Below are 14,103 nucleotides of genomic sequence, written 5' to 3' on the forward strand. Positions count from 1 at the left end.
TTTCAATTATATCATCTTTTGTTTTTTGTTACGGCGGCCGGCCCACATTATAGTTTGGGTGTGGTTTTCTCAAACAAAAATTTTTTACCCCCCCCCCCCCCCCCCCCCCGCTTTTGAGGGATTTCGGGTGGCAGCAATCGTACGGTGAACACGCTCCGTGTTTACCGTACGGGTGAATTTCTACCAACCATAAACGAGGGCATCATGTATGAGCTCTGGGTCGCAGCAAACACCAACCACTAACCTCGAACTGACCACTACGGTTCCAGCCAACAGCAGTGGCCGGCTCATGCTTGGCGAATACCCAAGCGAGGAACTGGTCCGTCGCTTCACGTTTCGCATCTCGCCACCGAGTGATGACGGCGTGGTAGTCCATGAGACTTTCGACAAGGTCCCGGGCGGCGTTCGCAAGATCGTCTTTATTGAGAATTTTGAAGGCACCGACGTGACTATTACGGCGATACCAGTCAGCGAGTAGTACCGTCCACTGTTTAATTAGCACCGGGCGGCACCTCTTTGGAGCGCTTTGACAGCACGTTTTCACTAAAACACTGCCCAGAGAGGTGCCGCCCGGTGCACCTCCCCTGCCCGGGAACGCAGAACGACCCTAGGAACACCACCGGCCGCGCGGTGAATCTAGGGTCGTTTGTATGTCTGCGCTACTGCCCAACCTCCTCCTCGGGCGTCACCTTGAAGAAGTTGGTCACGATGCCTCGGAACGCGAAGTGACGCGTCCGACCTGCATGCAATAGGCACCACAGCTCAGGGCTGTCCTGCTCCTCGTGAGGTTCGGACTTCTCCGGGCACTGCACACACTCAGCCGCGTATAGCGGCCTTTTGTCTTCCTCGTTGCCGAGGGACATGTTGGTGAAGCGCATGCGGCCATCGCTCATGCCGGATCAAAGCTCCTTGCAGATAATGCGGGTTCGGCGCACGCCAAGAGTTCCACGGGCTCCGTGCGCCAGACGATGAGGTAACTACTGCTGCGGGCAAGGCCGTTCACGGCACGGCGTAGCTCGATCTCGTCGGCAAGCCACGTGTGCAGCGGTTCGCGTGCCGGCACCTCAAGCACTTCCGCTGTCGCCCGGACACGTCGGCGAAGCCATCGCATGGCCTGCCCAGGGGTCTCCACGTGTTCGCGCTCATCCACGACCGACAAGCTCTCGTCACCGGACGGCACCTGTTGAAACCGCACGTCTATGCCGCCTGCTGGTCCGCGCGGGTAGAGGCCGCTCATGCCGCACACGGCATCAGGCGCGAGTTCGCGTGCGGGGGCCGTCTCTGCCGCTCCTCACTCAGTCGGTACGGCCCCAGTAAGGGACTCGCTCTCATCGGCCGACTGGTGAGTTGGTAGCACAACGTTTCTCCAAACTCGTCAGTGTCGTGCCACGTCAGTGCGCAGACCTCACCCCTGGCCAGTCGGCCCATGCCGTGCTCGTACTGCCGCAAGTCCTCGGCCCACAGCACGAGTTGCTCGCGATTGGCTGCAGATAACTGCAAGGCCATCGAGAGCACGCGCCAGCGGAGCCAGCGCATGGCAAGCCGCGGTGAGGCTGTCGCGCGTGAACCGAGGAGGTACAACTTGTCGGGCGCGTCCGGCCGGTAGGCAACGAGCTCACACCAGAAGGCTTGCGGAGCGTTCCACGACCGGATGTGACGTGGGGGAACTTGCCGCTGGGGACGGCTTGTCCGTCTGTGTTTGGGCATGACTGCTCCCAAAGAGGTTTTAGGGGAATGGTGGTTGTGCACGACCCTTAGCCCGAATCGGTCGCCATGGGCTTGGTGCTACTGCTCGCCGCTACAGCTTTCGCGGGGGTGCTGAAAGCGCAAGGCCGAGTTCTCTCGCAGCCTCAACGACGAGCGTCATAAGTTGTGCAGTGGTAACGAGCTCGTGGCGTTCGCCGCCACGGCCGAAGGCCAGAAGGTACAGGCCGGAGTCCACGGTAGTTAGTGGAATGCGCAAGCCCGGTGTTGTGCCCGGTGCTTCGCTCATCGGTCTCCCTGGTGGCTATGTCGTCGGTTTGCGGTGCCGGCTCAGGAAGGTCCAGCACGAAATACGTTGCCTTGCCACGCAGTACCGAACGAGTGCCCCAGTCCTGGGCTAACGCGTCCACGAGAAACAGTCCACGTCCGCTCGTAGCTGTATCTGAGCTACTACGCATTTTCGGAATGCCTCGGCCGTGGTCGATCACCGTGACGGTGACTGACTTCGCGGAAAGCTCGCAGATCACTCGACACGTCGCGCTATCCTGCGCATGCAGGATGACGTTGGTGACGAGCTCGCTGGTCAGCAGTTCGGCAGTCTCCGCAAGGTCACTCGTGAGACCCCAACCACTAACGACTTTCCGCACTGCCTTTCGAGCATCCGAGACCGATGCGTCCACGGATGGATAACTGAACGTTTGTACGTCGTTCGGCACCACAGATCACCTTTCGGTGCATGACGCGGGCAGGCAGAACTACGCCCCACGCCACAGGCGTTGTTACGCGTCGCCCTTTCGCCGTGACGACTCGTAACCGGCGAACTCAAGGTAGCGTTGCATACTCCCGATCTGCAAGTACTCGATCTGCATACTTGCAGATCCACTTGCTGGCGCTCATGCATGGCGAGCGGGCAAACTGGCAGCAAGCCTGAATCGAGGGGTGTGATGGGGCAGACGATCAGGAGCCGCCGCCTAGGCTCCGACCTGCGGCAACTACGCAAGAAGGCGCAGCTGACTGCTCTACAGGTCGGCAACGAGCTGGGCTTCTCACAGGCCAAGGTCAGCCGCATCGAGAAGGGGGAAGTACGCGTAGCGCGCACGGACCTCAAGGCCATGCTGGGGCTGTACGGCATCACCGATGACGAACAGGTGGCCGCGTTCATCGAGGCTGCCAAGGACGCCAAGTCTCAGGGGTGGTGGGTCGCCTACGAGGACGCCTTGCCTCGGGAGTACCGCGACTACATCGCACTGGAGGGCACCGCAGCGAGCATCCGTACCTTTGAGGGCATGATCGTTCCAGGGCTCATGCAGACGCCGGCGTACATGGAACAGATCATCACGGCAGGGCCGGCGGTACTACCCGCTGGCCACGTGGATTCGCTCATCAAGGTGCGCCAGGAGCGACAGACCATCTTCGACAACGAACCACCGCCGAAGCTGTGGGCCATCGTGGCTGAGGGTGCCATCAGACAGGTGGTCGGTGGCTACAGCGTCATGCTCGATCAGTTGCACCACATGGCGAAGCTGACTGAGCGCAGCAACATCACGCTCCAAGTCCTACCGTTCGAGGCAGGCGCACACGCGGGCGTACAAAGCTCGTTCGTGCTCTTCGGCTTCCCGACAAACCCCAGCATCGCGTGCGTTGCCAATCTGACCGGGACGCTGTTCATGGATCAGCCTGGACAGCTCGAAGCGTTCTCGGACGCCTTCGACAACCTTCGTGCCAGTGCCTTGAGCCCTGCGGACTCCCTTACGCGCATCCATCAGGTCATTGAGGAGATGCGCAGCAGACCAGATCAGAGGAAGCAACCATGACCACCCCCGCCATCGTTGGCCCCTTCGTCAAGTCCTCCGCCAGCGGGCAGCAAGACAACTGCGTGGAGGTTGCCCCACTCTCTGATGGTGGCCGAGCCGTCCGTGACAGCAAGGACAAGCCCGGACCCATACTTATGTTCACGCCAGCCGAGTGGGCCGCATTCGTCGTCGGCGTCAAGGCATCGGAGTTCGATCTGTAGTCGATAGCAAGCACATCCGCTGAAGCCCCGCATTAGCGGGGCTTCTTTTTTGGCCCCTACCTCACTGACCCAGGAATTTAGCCGCCTAACCACTTAGGCCAAGAGGTCGACGACATCCAGGCGGGAAAGTGCTCCGGGGCTACTTCGTAGCTTATGACGAGTGTCGCAATAAGTGCGTACACCGCACAAAAGATGACGAGATTCCGCTTTCGGGTCTTGGCCTGCTCCTCCTTCCGTCGCTGTTGCTGGCGTATGAACTTTTCTCGCGCCAGTTGCATTCGCCGTTTGCGCTCGTCGGGCGTTCGACGTGACGACTCCTGAGCCTTACCTGATGCACGTTTGCCATCTTCCTCAGTCTGCACGTGCCCTTTCGCAGGTTCCTTCTTGGCTCGCTTCTTCTGTTCCTTCGCTTCTTTCTTGAAGCGCTCGGCTTCTATACGCTCCTTGTCGGCCTTCTCCTGTACACGGTCCACTTTGATGCGCTCGTTAACTTGCTCGGCCTCAGCATTGACGAACGCGACAAGGTAGGCTCCAAATTCCTCGAATTCCTGCCGCCTCAGTCGATCGAAGCTGCTTCGACTGCCAGTGTGGCCGATGCGTTTGATGACGTTATCGAGTAGGACGCCAGGGCTAACGAACTTATTTGGGTCGTCTGGCGGAAAGAACAGGTCGCTCACCAGTGCGGCACTGTCAGCCTTTCCGTTTCTATTCGCGTATGTCTTGACGCCATGCCATAGCAGTTCTCGGAGACGTACAGGCCGGTCCTCGTTATCGAGGCTCTTCAAGCTGGCATAGAGATCAGCAAGAGAGTCCAGAATTGGCGTTTCTTTTCGAGGCTGCCGGGGTGCCACAAGGTCAACGCGTCTGATGCCACGTTGCCGGACCTTACCTATTTCCTCGCCCAACTTCTTCAGTTCCTCGGGCGTAAGTGAGACCTCGGGCCACAGCTCCTCGGGCCACCACGCCTCCCACCATGGGCCCTCTGGTGTACCGCTTGCCCCCATTCGTCCCCCCGGACGCGCTCGACTCTCTCAGCCACAACGATATTGGCCGGTTTCCCCAGGTCTCCGGGGCTCTATGCACGGTTTCCTGCACGGTTTTTTGGCCGCAGTTGCTCCAACGTGGTGCTCGTCAGCCGCTCCCACCAGGGCACGGCGACAACAACCCGAAAGGAGCGCTGCGTTGATCGCACTGCTCATTTTCCTGGCTCTCGTCGAGCTGCTGATGGCGTGCCGCATGTGGTTCCGGCTCCTGGCCCTTCAGAGCCAGCACCGCCGGCACGGCGTCCGACTGTTGACCGTCGAGAACAAGGTCAAGGCGCTGCGCAAGGCGCGCACGTGATTCATGACGTCAAGGCTCTCGCACTGCTGGCCATCGCCTACTACGGCGGCCGAGCACGCCAGTGGTGGCGGAGCCGGCACCAGCGCAAGGCGGCTGGGGCCATCGAGTACATCACCCGCAAGATCAAGGACAAGGAGTAACAATGACCGCTACCCAGACGGCCGTTGCCGTCCCGCTGGAGCTGCTGAAGTCCAAGACCATCACGGTGCTCGTGGACTCGTTCCAAGCGGCGTTCACGGCCACATACGACGAGGAGCGCGCACGGAAGGAACGGGCCCGGCACCGGCTGCTCGCCGAACTCACGGCCTGTGACCCGTTCGTGCACTCCACCGACTTCGAGGAGTACCGAGCGGCATGAACAGCAGCCCCGAAGGGTGGGGCCGGCGTGCGCTTACCGCGCTCGCGCTCATCGTGATCATCTCGTACGGGGCGCGACTGGCCTACAGCTTGCTCGCGCCCCTCGTCCCCGTGGCGTTCTCGCTCATCGGGGTGGGTCTCGTCGCCCTGTTCTTCTTTCAGCGGCGACGGTAGCCATTGACCGAACGCATACAACGAGCAGTCACAGCAGTGGTGTTCATCATTGCCGGGTTGGCATTCGTCTTCGGCTTCGGCAACGGGTGGCTACTCGGTGTGCGGCTCGGCGTACCCGGCTGGATAGCACCGCTTGTTGCTCCGGCCGTTGATCTGTCGGTCATGGCGCTACTGGCCACCATGCAATATCTGCGCGCCAACGCCGCCACGGGGCGGCTTGTGGGTCCGCGTCTCTTGCTCGCGTTCTGCGGGCTGGTGACGCTGGCGCTCAATACGGCGTACCCGATTCTGTCAGCGCAGTACGGACGAGCTTGCTTTGACGCGGTCGCACCGCTGTTGCTCATCGGGTGGAGCGAGGTTGGACCTCGATTGTTGGCATCGCTCCATAAGACCGTCCCGGACGGTCCTGGTGTCGTCCCGGGCAAACACTCGGAACCATCAGCCGAGTTGGTCAAGGCGGCCGTGCAACTCGACACAGAGCACCGCAGTGTGCACGGTCGTCCGATTACTCGGGACGCCCTACGGGCCGGTCTGAAGGTGTCCAACGAGGTCGCCGGCGCGCTGCTGCGCACCATTCGTGTTGGCCGCTGACGCCTCTGTTCAGCAGCTCCGCTGCTGGGGATTCGCTGGAGACTCACGCACAAAATCGTTGACGGCCGGCGCGCGGCTCGGCATAAGGACAAATAGGGGGCGTGTCACAAATGACACGCTCAGGAAGGAGGGTTATGGAACAACAATGGCGTCTGAACGTCAGAGAGAAACAGGGCAAGGAGGCAGACCGAGGGCTGTTCCTGCAAGCCATCGTGCTGCTCGTCCGGCAGTTGGAGCATGCCAAGCACGAGCAGCAGGCTGACGAGCCTGACAGCGAGGTAGGCCGATGACATTGGCCGTAGTCATCCTCGTTGGCGGCCTGGCCCTGATCGCCGCTGTGCTTGGCATCCGGTGGCTCGACGCTCGGCACTGGGCCAAGCATCTGACGGCCTACCAACTGCGTTTGCCCGCTGACCTATCGGCGGACGACGTGACGCGGTGGCTGGAGATCATCGCCGGTATCACGCAACCGCCCAAGTGGTCACTGCTGTCGTATCCACCCATCGCGCTGGAAGTAGTCGCCGACCGCAAGGGCATCCGGCACTACGTCGTCGTACCGGAGAGCTTGCACAGCAAGCTCATGGGACTCATGCGGGCCGGACTGCCGGGGGCCCGCCTCGATGCAGCGCCCGAGTACCTGTCGAGTCGCACCCCGGCCACTGTGGCGGCCGAAGCAAAGGTGACGAGCGTCAGCCGTTCGCTGCTCGACGGTCGGGCCGAGATGGCGAGCAGCGCACTACTGGCCAGCCTCCAGCCGCTCAAGCGTGACGAGCTGGTGCGGTACCAAGTGGTGATGACGGCCGTGGGAACCCCGGCACCCGTCCACAGTGCAGCGCCACGGGGTACAGAAGGTTCGTGGTCGACGTACCTCGTAGAGGGTGAACTACCCGAGGACGCTGAGGCGATACGAGCCGCACGACGCAAGCAAGACGTCCCTCTCCTCAACGTGACCGTGCGTTTGGGTGTGACTGCCAACAGCCGCAAACGGGCTCACAAACTCTTTGGTCGTACCTGGGGCACCCTGCACAGCCTGAACGCTCCGGGCGTGCGGCTGGTGCGGCGCTGGCTCCCTTCGGGAGTCGTGCGCACCCGCTTGCAGTCGTGGGCGCTTCCCCTCACTCGTTGGCCACTCGTCCTCAACAGCCGTGAGCTGCCGGGACTGCTGGGATTCCGGCTGGGCGGCATATCGCTGCCTGGTCTGGCGCTCGGTGCCTCGCGGCAACTGGCTCCGAGTCCAAGCGTTCCGACACGGGGCACTGTGCTGGCTCAGACGAACTACGCCGGCATGTCGCGTTCGCTCGCGCTGACGCTCAAAGACCGACTGCGGCACGTGTACCTGCTCGGTCCCACGGGCGTCGGCAAGTCCACGCTCATCGCCAACATGGCTTTGCAAGACATCGCTGCTGGCCACGGCCTGGCGCTCATCGACCCAAAAAGCGACCTCGTTGGGGATATCCTCGCGCGGTTTCCCGAGGAACGAGCCGATGACCTCATCGTCTTGGACCCTGCGTCCAACGATAAACCGGTCGGCTTCAACCTGTTGGGGTCGCTGCACTCTGAGGCGCAAAAAGAACTCGTCGTAGACCACGTGGTGCACATCATGTCGGCGCTGTGGCACGACAGTTGGGGCCCGCGTACCAGTGACGTTCTCCGTAATTCGCTGCTGACGTTGACACACACGAGTGCGCCGGACGGGTCAGCATTCACGCTGGCCGAGGTTCCCGAGCTGCTGACCAACCCAACGTTCCGACGCATGGTTACCGGACAGCGCACCGTACCGGAAAGTGTGCGGTCGTTCTGGTACGCCTATGAGCAGATGAGTGACAACGAGCGGCTGAACGTCATTGGCCCGAGCCTCAACAAGCTCAGAAGCTTCCTGACTCGAACTCCACTCCGCCTGATGCTCGGGCAATCCGTGGGTATCAACGTAGCGGACGTGTTCAGGAAACGACGAATCCTCCTCGTACAGCTAACCAAGGGCACGCTCGGCACCGAGACGGCACAACTCCTCGGGGCGCTGCTGGTGGCCTCGCTGTGGCAAGCCACGCTAACGCGGGCCGGAATCCCGGCCGACCATCGGCGTCCGGCCTTCCTGTACCTCGATGAGTTTCAGGACGTGCTCAAACTGCCGCTCGACGTAGCCGACATGCTGGCCCAAGCGCGCGGCTTGGGCGTCGGGGTGGTGCTCGCCAATCAGCACTTGGGGCAACTGCCCGAGGCAGTGAAAACAGCAGTACTGGGAACCGCTCGCAGTCAGGTGGTCTTCCAACTCGACTACGACGACGCACGGACGCTCGCGAACCGCTTTACGCCGCTCACCGCCGAAGACCTGATGAATGCAGCACCGTACGAGATCGCTGCTCGACTATCGGTCGGCGGACAGACGCTCGCACCGGTTACTGGCGCCACGCTGCCACTACCCGACATGCGTACGGGGGCGGATATCTCGACGCTCAGTCGAGAACGCTACGGAACACCCCGAGCTGTAGTGGAAGCAGCGTTCAAAACACGGACTGGGAGCCGTGACGAGGGACGCCAGCTTGGCCGGCGAACTCGAAGGGGTGAGGCATGACCAGTGCACCGTTCGCCCTACCGGTCGGCCAGCCGGTCGCGTCGATGGCCAGCTCATGTCTCCCGAGGTCAGAGCGGCTGTGCGGCTCTGTAGCGCCAACGACTCACTACCTCTCCCCCGGAGTTCTGTCATGACGGCCCGTCTCTCCCTCGCTCGTGTCGAGCGCCTAGCTGCAAGCCTCTCTGCTCGTGATCGTTCGATCATCTTGGATTTGGCGCGGACGCGAATTTTGGCGGGGTCGCAGATGACACGGTTGCACTTCCATGATCTTGCCCAAAAATCCCGAGAAAGAATGCGCCGCAATGTCCTTTCTCGCCTGATTTCCATTGGTTTTGTGGCGACATTGGAACGGCAAATTGGGGGCGTTCGGTCGGGCAGTTCGGGCCATATATACACCCTTGACTCGGGTGGCCAACGAGCCTTGCCTTTTATCCTGGCGAGCGGAAAGCAAGAGCAGCCGGAACGCGCTCGAAAGCCGTGGACTCCAGGGCAAGCGTTTTTGCTGCATAGCCTTGACGTGTCGGAACTCTATGTGCGACTTGTCGAATTGGAGCGGGCTGGCGCTTTCACATTACCGCAGTTTCTAACCGAACCAGCATCATGGTTCCCGAACGGGCTCGGCGGCATCTTGAAACCCGATGCCTACACACTCTTGCAGTTTAACGGCGTTGAAGATGCCTGGGCGATTGAGGTAGACAGGGCGACCGAAAGCATTCCAACCCTTCGGCGAAAACTGCTGGCATACGTTGACTTCGCACACGCAGGTGGTGAGGGGCCGGACGGAATTACGCCAAGGGTGCTTGTCACCGTTCCACATTCCGGCCGGCTGGCTGCCGTACAGCGGCTCATTGGCGACTTGCCCGAGCCTGCTGGTCACCTGTTCCGGTCGGCGCTGTTCGCGGACGCTGCTCGACTGTTGGCGCTCGTTCTACGGGAGTGAGTTAGCGCAGGTCAAAGGGTGTGTCATCTAATGACACACCCGCGTATAATCGAGAGAAGGAAGGAGGAGACATTGAATCAGGAAGAGGCGCAAGCCCTCGGAGAGCGCGTCAAGGAACTGCGCCAGCGGTACGAGTATCCGTCAGTGCGAGCACTCGCCAAAGTAACCGGTCTTAGCCACAGCTACCTTGCCAAGCTAGAACGGGGCGAGATTGAAAGCCCATCGACGCAAACCTTGGAACGCATAGCGAAAGTTTTTTCGGGAAACGTTCAGGAGATTCTAGGGAAGTCCAGCGTAAAATTGTCGGGCGAACTGCCAGACATGCGGACCTACTTCCGTCGCACTCTTGGCGTTTCGTTCGATGAGGCGGACAAACTTGCCGCTCTTATTGAGGGCGAAATATCAACAAGGGCGAAGAAAGGGGGCGAGCATGAAGAAGATGAACACAAAGACGATGCGGACGCTGATTGATGTAATCAGGTCGGCAAGCCCGAAGAGGCCACTTTCATACGGAGAGTCGCTCAGCCTTGCCCGACGGCAAGCGGGGCTAATCCGGCAACTCCTTGGAGCGACAGAACCGGAGTTTGATACCGCATGGCTCATCGAGCAAAAGGTTGCACCGGTACACCATTTCGCAAGCTACGAAGTAGACCCGGACGTCAGCGGCTACACGAAGGCGCACGGGGAGAACGGGGAGTTGCATATAAATAAGACAGAACCAGTCGTGCGACAACGTTTCACGCTGCTGCACGAGTTCAAGCATCTGCTCGACGCGCGGGACGAAGATACCCTGCACGCCTATCTGGGCGGTGGCAACAAGACGACCAAAGCAGGCCAGATCGAATCCATCTGTAACGAGTTTGCCGCCTCAGTCCTGATGCCACTTCCAATCCTCAAAGACCTGTGGTCTAAGGGGACACAGGAAACAGCCCAATTGGCTCGTATCTTCAACGTCTCCCGTGAGGCCATGAACTACCGGCTTGTTCGCCTTGGCTTCAAGGAGCGCAAGCCGTGGTACCGGCGCTATGAGCTGACAGACGAGACAGAGTTTTCCATATCTCCCTGTACTGCATAGCCCACTTTCGCACTTTAACTAATCAACCAAAGGTGGTGGTGAGCCCGTGGGCGCTGCAACCCGCAACCCCCGGATAGGTGACGCAGCAGCCGGACGCACCAAGCGTGTCGTCCTCTACCTGCGCGTTTCCTCCAAGCGCCAGATGGACACTGACAGCGATGTAGACCCTGATGGCAACTCGATCAACACGCAAGACAAATGGTGTCGTGCGTTCGCACGCAAGCTCGGCGCTATCGTTGTCAAGGTTTTTATTGAGCCTGGTAACTCGGCTCAGACGATCGAGAAGCGGCCGGAATTTCGCAAGATGCTCACCTTCCTCCATGAGGACGGCGACATTGACGCGGTGATCTATTACAACCGAGCGCGCGTCTTCCGTAACTACATCGACGCTGGCAATACGAAGCAGCAACTTGCCGCTATCGGTGTTGATCTTCTGTCGGCTCGCGAAAACTTCGGCGAGGGTCTAACCGGCGAGGTTATGGAAGCGTTGACGGACGTTTTCAACTGGTGGATGGTTCGCCAAAGCGGCGAAGACATCAAAGCCAAGATGGCCAACAAGGCTCGCAATGGTGGCACCATCGGCAAAGCGCCGGTCGGGTATCTCAATGTACGCAAGCGGGTGGACGGTCGCGAGATTCGCACCGTGGAAGTAGATCGCGAGCGTAAGAAGTACATACCCATGGCGTTCAGGCTCATGGCGACCGGACGCGAAACGTTGGAAACGCTACAGACCAAGCTGACCGATGCGGGTCTTCGGATGCCAAGCGGCAAGCAAATTTCGACGCAACAGCTTCGCAAGCTCCTGCGCGATAGGTATTACCTGGGCTTCGTTGAGCACGAAGGCATCGAGTACCTCGGCCGGCATGCGGCGCTCGTTGAGCCCCAGCTGTTCGATCAGGTGCAGCGGGTCTTGGACGCCAACGGCGAGAACCATGTCCGGCACCGGACACATCACCACTACCTCAAGGGGCTTCTGTGGTGCGGCCGTTGTGACCATCGCTTCGTGCTCACGCGGGCCGAGGGACGGCATGGGGGCGTCTACTTCTACTTCTTCTGCCGAGGGCGGCAGGAGAACGTCTGTGACATGCCGTACGTACCGGTGGAAGTCATGGAAGACGCTGTAGAGCGCTACTACGGGTCTTCGGTCGCGCTCTCCGCAGACTTCCGTACAGAGGTCATGTCAGCGGTACAGGAAGCGCTCACAAGCGACTCGACGCTGTCTGAGGACGTTCGAGCCGAGTACGGCAAGCATCTGACGGTCCTCGACCGCAAAGAGGACTACTACCTTGATCTTGCTGCCGAAGAGGAGTGGCCCAAAGACAAGCTGCGGGCCAAGCTCGATGCCATCCGGGATGAAGTACGCCGGATCACAGCCACGTTGGAGCGAGCCGACGAGCGGGCATCCACAGGGCCGGACGTCGTCACGGCAGCACTGGCGCTCCTGGACGACCCCGGACGCCTCTACAAGGGGTCTGGGGAAGCTGTGCGTACGCTCTTGAACCGCTCGCTGTTCTCGCGGCTCTACGTGGACGGCGACAAGATCGCTCGGGCTCAGGCTCACGAGCCGTTCGCTGCTCTCATGGACAACCACCGCAGCTACCACGCTGCCAAGGTCGCCGAGGGTCGCACGAGCGCCGGAACCAACAAAGCCGCCCTACTCGCCCCGACCTTTGCGGGTCAGGGTTGGAGTAGGGCGGCAATGGTGGACCTGTGGGGATTTGAACCCCAGACCCCCTCGATGCGAACGAGGTGCGCTACCAGACTGCGCCACAGGCCCTTGCAACGAGTGAAACTCTAGCATCCCCCTCAGGGTGCTTGGAAATCCGTTCCTTGCCTGGTCACTCGTTGGCCGCGCGGGGCCGCTCGCCGTCCTCGTACTGGTCGAACAGGGGGGTACGCCCCCGCTCACGGGCCCGGCGGGCGGAGGCGGCGCGGCGGGCGTCGGTGCGGCCGTCCGGCGTCGCCCTGTCGTCGTCCGACAGGTCCTCCGCCTCCTCGTCCCGGGCCTCGTCCCGGGCCGTCGGCTGCGCCTCCTGCTCCGGGGCCACCGCGCTGGAGCGCGCGGAACTCCACGCGTCGGGCGCCCCGAGGTCCACGTCGGAGGTGGCGCGGGGGGCGACCGGTGCGGTGACGTACGTCGGCAGCGGTACCGGTACGGGGTCCCAGCTGTCGCCCTGGCCCGGCCGGCGCTGCCGTTCGCGCTGTTGGTCGACCCACTCGGCGTGGTCGGTCTGTTCGACGAGGGCACGGCGGTCGGCGGCGAGGGCGGACATCCCGGGGTCCGTCTCCGGTTCGGTTCCCTCCTCGGCGTCGTCGATCCCGGCGTCCACGGTCGCGCGCCGGCGCGGCTGACGCTCCCGCAGTCGCTGCGCCGCGGCCTCGGCCTGGCGGCGGTCCATCTGGTAGGCGAAGCGGCTGCGTTCCTGGGAGCGCAGGTAGGCGATGTACCCGCTGAGCAGTACCGCCGGCACACCGGGCGCCCAGAGGAGGGAGAGCCCGCCGACCGCCGCGACGATCGCGCCGAGCGTGAAGGCGAGGAAGAGCATCACGGTGGTACGTCGACGGCGCGCGAGCACCTTCACCCGCCGGGCGCGCGCCGCGGCGGCCTCCTCGGCGGGCGTACGCCGCCCGACCGGGACGCGCCTACGGGCGGACGCGGGGGCCGACTTGGGCGCGGACTTGGACGCCTTGGCGGAGGAAGGGGCGGGGACGGAGGCTTGTTGGGGTGCCGGGTTGGCCGCCTGGTCGCGAGTCTGGTCCCGGGCCTGGTCACGGACCTGACCCCGGGCTTGCTCGCGGGTCTGGTCGCGCGCCGGTTCGCGACCCGGCTCACGCGCGGGTTCGCGCGCCGACTCGCGGGCCGCTTCGCGCTCCGGTTCCCGCGTCGCTTCCGACCGGTCCGGGCCCGGTCGGCGGACCTGTGCGTGCACCTGGGGACGGGTCGGGGGCATGGCGAAGGCCCGGACGTCCACCGAGTCGGTGACGGCGTCCGGCACGACGGCGCTGGGCTCCCCCTCCTCGGTGGAGCGCGCCCGCAGGTCCTTGGCGTACCGGCGCTCCATTCCCGCCCGTCCGGACAGCAGCCGGATGGCGGTGCTGAAGCGTTCCGTCGGACGGGCCTCGTTCAGCTCGTCCTGCCTACGGAGCCACATCGGCACCAAGTAGGCGGCCCAGGCCCCGACAATGACTGCGTAGATGAGGCCGCTGCTGCTCACGCCTCACACGGTAGAGGGGTTTGCGTGAGGCCATCTGCCAATTGAGCCGGTGTGTCGCACGATCTGGCTGATATTTCGAGCTTTTTTTGTGACCGATGCGATCAACAGGCCGCGGAGTTG

19 protein-coding genes, 1 tRNA gene and 1 pseudogene are annotated in these 14,103 nt (G+C 62.1%); 14 read left to right on the plus strand and 7 right to left on the minus strand.

The genetic code is table 11. The features are described 5' to 3' along the window. Positions 1-208: 208 nt before the first annotated feature. Positions 209-478 (plus strand): hypothetical protein, encoded by a 270-nt coding sequence (locus tag ACIBJH_RS04435; protein WP_399115314.1) that lies wholly within the window; start codon positions 209-211, stop codon positions 476-478. A 181-nt stretch (positions 479-659) separates the two neighbouring features. Here ACIBJH_RS04435 and ACIBJH_RS04440 read toward each other — a convergent pair whose 3' ends face one another. The 3 genes from ACIBJH_RS04440 to ACIBJH_RS04450 all read right to left on the minus strand — a co-directional run bounded on the left by ACIBJH_RS04440 (position 660) and on the right by ACIBJH_RS04450 (position 2,423). Next, complete coding sequence (locus ACIBJH_RS04440; RefSeq protein ID WP_399115315.1) at positions 660-893, minus strand: hypothetical protein; 234 nt, start codon at positions 891-893, stop codon at positions 660-662. Beyond that, positions 890-1,237, minus strand: a complete 348-nt coding sequence (locus ACIBJH_RS04445) for a hypothetical protein (RefSeq protein WP_399115316.1) — start codon at positions 1,235-1,237, stop codon at positions 890-892. The genes ACIBJH_RS04440 and ACIBJH_RS04445 overlap by 4 nt, the downstream gene beginning before the upstream one ends. Before the next feature lie 613 nt (positions 1,238-1,850). Next, on the minus strand, positions 1,851-2,423 hold the full coding sequence (locus tag ACIBJH_RS04450) for an ATP-binding protein (RefSeq protein ID WP_399115317.1): 573 nt from the start codon (positions 2,421-2,423) through the stop codon (positions 1,851-1,853). A 225-nt stretch (positions 2,424-2,648) separates the two neighbouring features. Between ACIBJH_RS04450 and ACIBJH_RS04455 the strand changes: the two genes are divergently transcribed. Both ACIBJH_RS04455 and ACIBJH_RS04460 read left to right on the plus strand, forming a co-directional pair. Continuing rightward, positions 2,649-3,518, plus strand: a complete 870-nt coding sequence (locus ACIBJH_RS04455; RefSeq protein WP_399115318.1) for a helix-turn-helix domain-containing protein — start codon at positions 2,649-2,651, stop codon at positions 3,516-3,518. After that, complete coding sequence (locus ACIBJH_RS04460) at positions 3,515-3,718, plus strand: DUF397 domain-containing protein (RefSeq protein ID WP_399115319.1); 204 nt, start codon at positions 3,515-3,517, stop codon at positions 3,716-3,718. The genes ACIBJH_RS04455 and ACIBJH_RS04460 overlap by 4 nt, the downstream gene beginning before the upstream one ends. Before the next feature lie 77 nt (positions 3,719-3,795). On the opposite strand, the gene ACIBJH_RS04465 is transcribed toward ACIBJH_RS04460, so the two are convergent. Continuing rightward, entirely contained in the window at positions 3,796-4,395 is a 600-nt protein-coding gene (locus tag ACIBJH_RS04465; protein WP_399115321.1) for a hypothetical protein, read from the minus strand. A gap of 505 nt (positions 4,396-4,900) precedes the next feature. Between ACIBJH_RS04465 and ACIBJH_RS04470 the strand changes: the two genes are divergently transcribed. The 11 genes and pseudogenes from ACIBJH_RS04470 to ACIBJH_RS04520 all read left to right on the plus strand — a co-directional run. Then, positions 4,901-5,059, plus strand: a complete 159-nt coding sequence (locus ACIBJH_RS04470) for a hypothetical protein (RefSeq protein ID WP_399115322.1) — start codon at positions 4,901-4,903, stop codon at positions 5,057-5,059. After that, positions 5,056-5,199 carry a hypothetical protein gene (locus ACIBJH_RS04475; RefSeq protein WP_399115323.1) on the plus strand — a complete coding sequence of 48 codons (144 nt, stop codon included), beginning with the start codon at positions 5,056-5,058 and terminating at the stop codon, positions 5,197-5,199. The genes ACIBJH_RS04470 and ACIBJH_RS04475 overlap by 4 nt, the downstream gene beginning before the upstream one ends. 2 nt (positions 5,200-5,201) lie before the next feature. Next, entirely contained in the window at positions 5,202-5,417 is a 216-nt protein-coding gene (locus ACIBJH_RS04480; RefSeq protein ID WP_399115324.1) for a hypothetical protein, read from the plus strand. Continuing rightward, the gene (locus ACIBJH_RS04485) at positions 5,414-5,590 is read left to right on the plus strand and encodes a hypothetical protein (protein WP_399115325.1); all 177 of its coding nucleotides are present in this window, start codon (positions 5,414-5,416) and stop codon (positions 5,588-5,590) included. The genes ACIBJH_RS04480 and ACIBJH_RS04485 overlap by 4 nt, the downstream gene beginning before the upstream one ends. Before the next feature lie 36 nt (positions 5,591-5,626). After that, positions 5,627-6,181, plus strand: coding sequence for a SpdA protein (locus tag ACIBJH_RS04490; protein ID WP_399115326.1), 555 nt, complete (start codon positions 5,627-5,629; stop codon positions 6,179-6,181). 134 nt (positions 6,182-6,315) lie between these two features. Next, positions 6,316-6,471, plus strand: a complete 156-nt coding sequence (locus ACIBJH_RS04495; protein WP_399115327.1) for a hypothetical protein — start codon at positions 6,316-6,318, stop codon at positions 6,469-6,471. Beyond that, positions 6,468-8,753, plus strand: a complete 2,286-nt coding sequence (locus tag ACIBJH_RS04500; RefSeq protein WP_399115328.1) for a type IV secretory system conjugative DNA transfer family protein — start codon at positions 6,468-6,470, stop codon at positions 8,751-8,753. Before ACIBJH_RS04495 ends, ACIBJH_RS04500 begins: the two co-directional genes overlap by 4 nt. Positions 8,754-8,883: 130 nt before the next feature. Beyond that, complete coding sequence (locus tag ACIBJH_RS04505) at positions 8,884-9,693, plus strand: replication-relaxation family protein (protein WP_399115329.1); 810 nt, start codon at positions 8,884-8,886, stop codon at positions 9,691-9,693. Positions 9,694-9,765: 72 nt separating this feature from the next. After that, the gene (locus ACIBJH_RS04510; protein ID WP_399115330.1) at positions 9,766-10,164 is read left to right on the plus strand and encodes a helix-turn-helix domain-containing protein; all 399 of its coding nucleotides are present in this window, start codon (positions 9,766-9,768) and stop codon (positions 10,162-10,164) included. Then, positions 10,124-10,768: an ImmA/IrrE family metallo-endopeptidase gene (locus ACIBJH_RS04515; RefSeq protein WP_399115332.1), complete on the plus strand. Its 645-nt coding sequence runs from the start codon at positions 10,124-10,126 to the stop codon at positions 10,766-10,768. The genes ACIBJH_RS04510 and ACIBJH_RS04515 overlap by 41 nt, the downstream gene beginning before the upstream one ends. 142 nt (positions 10,769-10,910) lie before the next feature. Further along, positions 10,911-11,840 (plus strand): annotated as a pseudogene (locus ACIBJH_RS04520) (recombinase family protein); the annotation flags it as partial. Positions 11,841-11,948: 108 nt separating this feature from the next. Here the strand turns inward: ACIBJH_RS04520 and ACIBJH_RS04525 are convergent. The 3 genes from ACIBJH_RS04525 to glpR form a co-directional block, all read right to left on the minus strand. Then, on the minus strand, positions 11,949-12,371 hold the full coding sequence (locus ACIBJH_RS04525) for a hypothetical protein (protein ID WP_399115333.1): 423 nt from the start codon (positions 12,369-12,371) through the stop codon (positions 11,949-11,951). Positions 12,372-12,468: 97 nt separating this feature from the next. Then, positions 12,469-12,545 (minus strand) — tRNA-Ala (locus tag ACIBJH_RS04530). 61 nt (positions 12,546-12,606) lie between these two features. Further along, positions 12,607-13,983 carry a gephyrin-like molybdotransferase receptor GlpR gene (gene glpR, locus ACIBJH_RS04535; protein WP_399115334.1) on the minus strand — a complete coding sequence of 459 codons (1,377 nt, stop codon included), beginning with the start codon at positions 13,981-13,983 and terminating at the stop codon, positions 12,607-12,609. Positions 13,984-14,103: the final 120 nt, after the last annotated feature.

Source organism: Streptomyces sp. NPDC050548, assembly GCF_044457385.1.
GTDB lineage: Bacteria > Actinomycetota > Actinomycetes > Streptomycetales > Streptomycetaceae > Streptomyces.

What these genes read in the sequence shown, in the direction of transcription:
- ACIBJH_RS04500 (WP_399115328.1), top strand. Translation starts at nt 6,468, where the DNA reads ATGACATTGGCCGTAGTCATCCTCGTTGGCGGCCTGGCCCTGATCGCC.
- ACIBJH_RS04440 (WP_399115315.1), bottom strand. Translation starts at nt 893, where the DNA reads ATGAGCGATGGCCGCATGCGCTTCACCAACATGTCCCTCGGCAACGAG.
- ACIBJH_RS04455 (WP_399115318.1), top strand. Translation starts at nt 2,649, where the DNA reads ATGGGGCAGACGATCAGGAGCCGCCGCCTAGGCTCCGACCTGCGGCAA.
- ACIBJH_RS04460 (WP_399115319.1), top strand. Translation starts at nt 3,515, where the DNA reads ATGACCACCCCCGCCATCGTTGGCCCCTTCGTCAAGTCCTCCGCCAGC.
- ACIBJH_RS04505 (WP_399115329.1), top strand. Translation starts at nt 8,884, where the DNA reads ATGACGGCCCGTCTCTCCCTCGCTCGTGTCGAGCGCCTAGCTGCAAGC.
- ACIBJH_RS04435 (WP_399115314.1), top strand. Translation starts at nt 209, where the DNA reads ATGAGCTCTGGGTCGCAGCAAACACCAACCACTAACCTCGAACTGACC.
- ACIBJH_RS04480 (WP_399115324.1), top strand. Translation starts at nt 5,202, where the DNA reads ATGACCGCTACCCAGACGGCCGTTGCCGTCCCGCTGGAGCTGCTGAAG.
- ACIBJH_RS04485 (WP_399115325.1), top strand. Translation starts at nt 5,414, where the DNA reads ATGAACAGCAGCCCCGAAGGGTGGGGCCGGCGTGCGCTTACCGCGCTC.
- ACIBJH_RS04495 (WP_399115327.1), top strand. Translation starts at nt 6,316, where the DNA reads ATGGAACAACAATGGCGTCTGAACGTCAGAGAGAAACAGGGCAAGGAG.
- ACIBJH_RS04515 (WP_399115332.1), top strand. Translation starts at nt 10,124, where the DNA reads ATGAAGAAGATGAACACAAAGACGATGCGGACGCTGATTGATGTAATC.
- ACIBJH_RS04445 (WP_399115316.1), bottom strand. Translation starts at nt 1,237, where the DNA reads ATGAGCGGCCTCTACCCGCGCGGACCAGCAGGCGGCATAGACGTGCGG.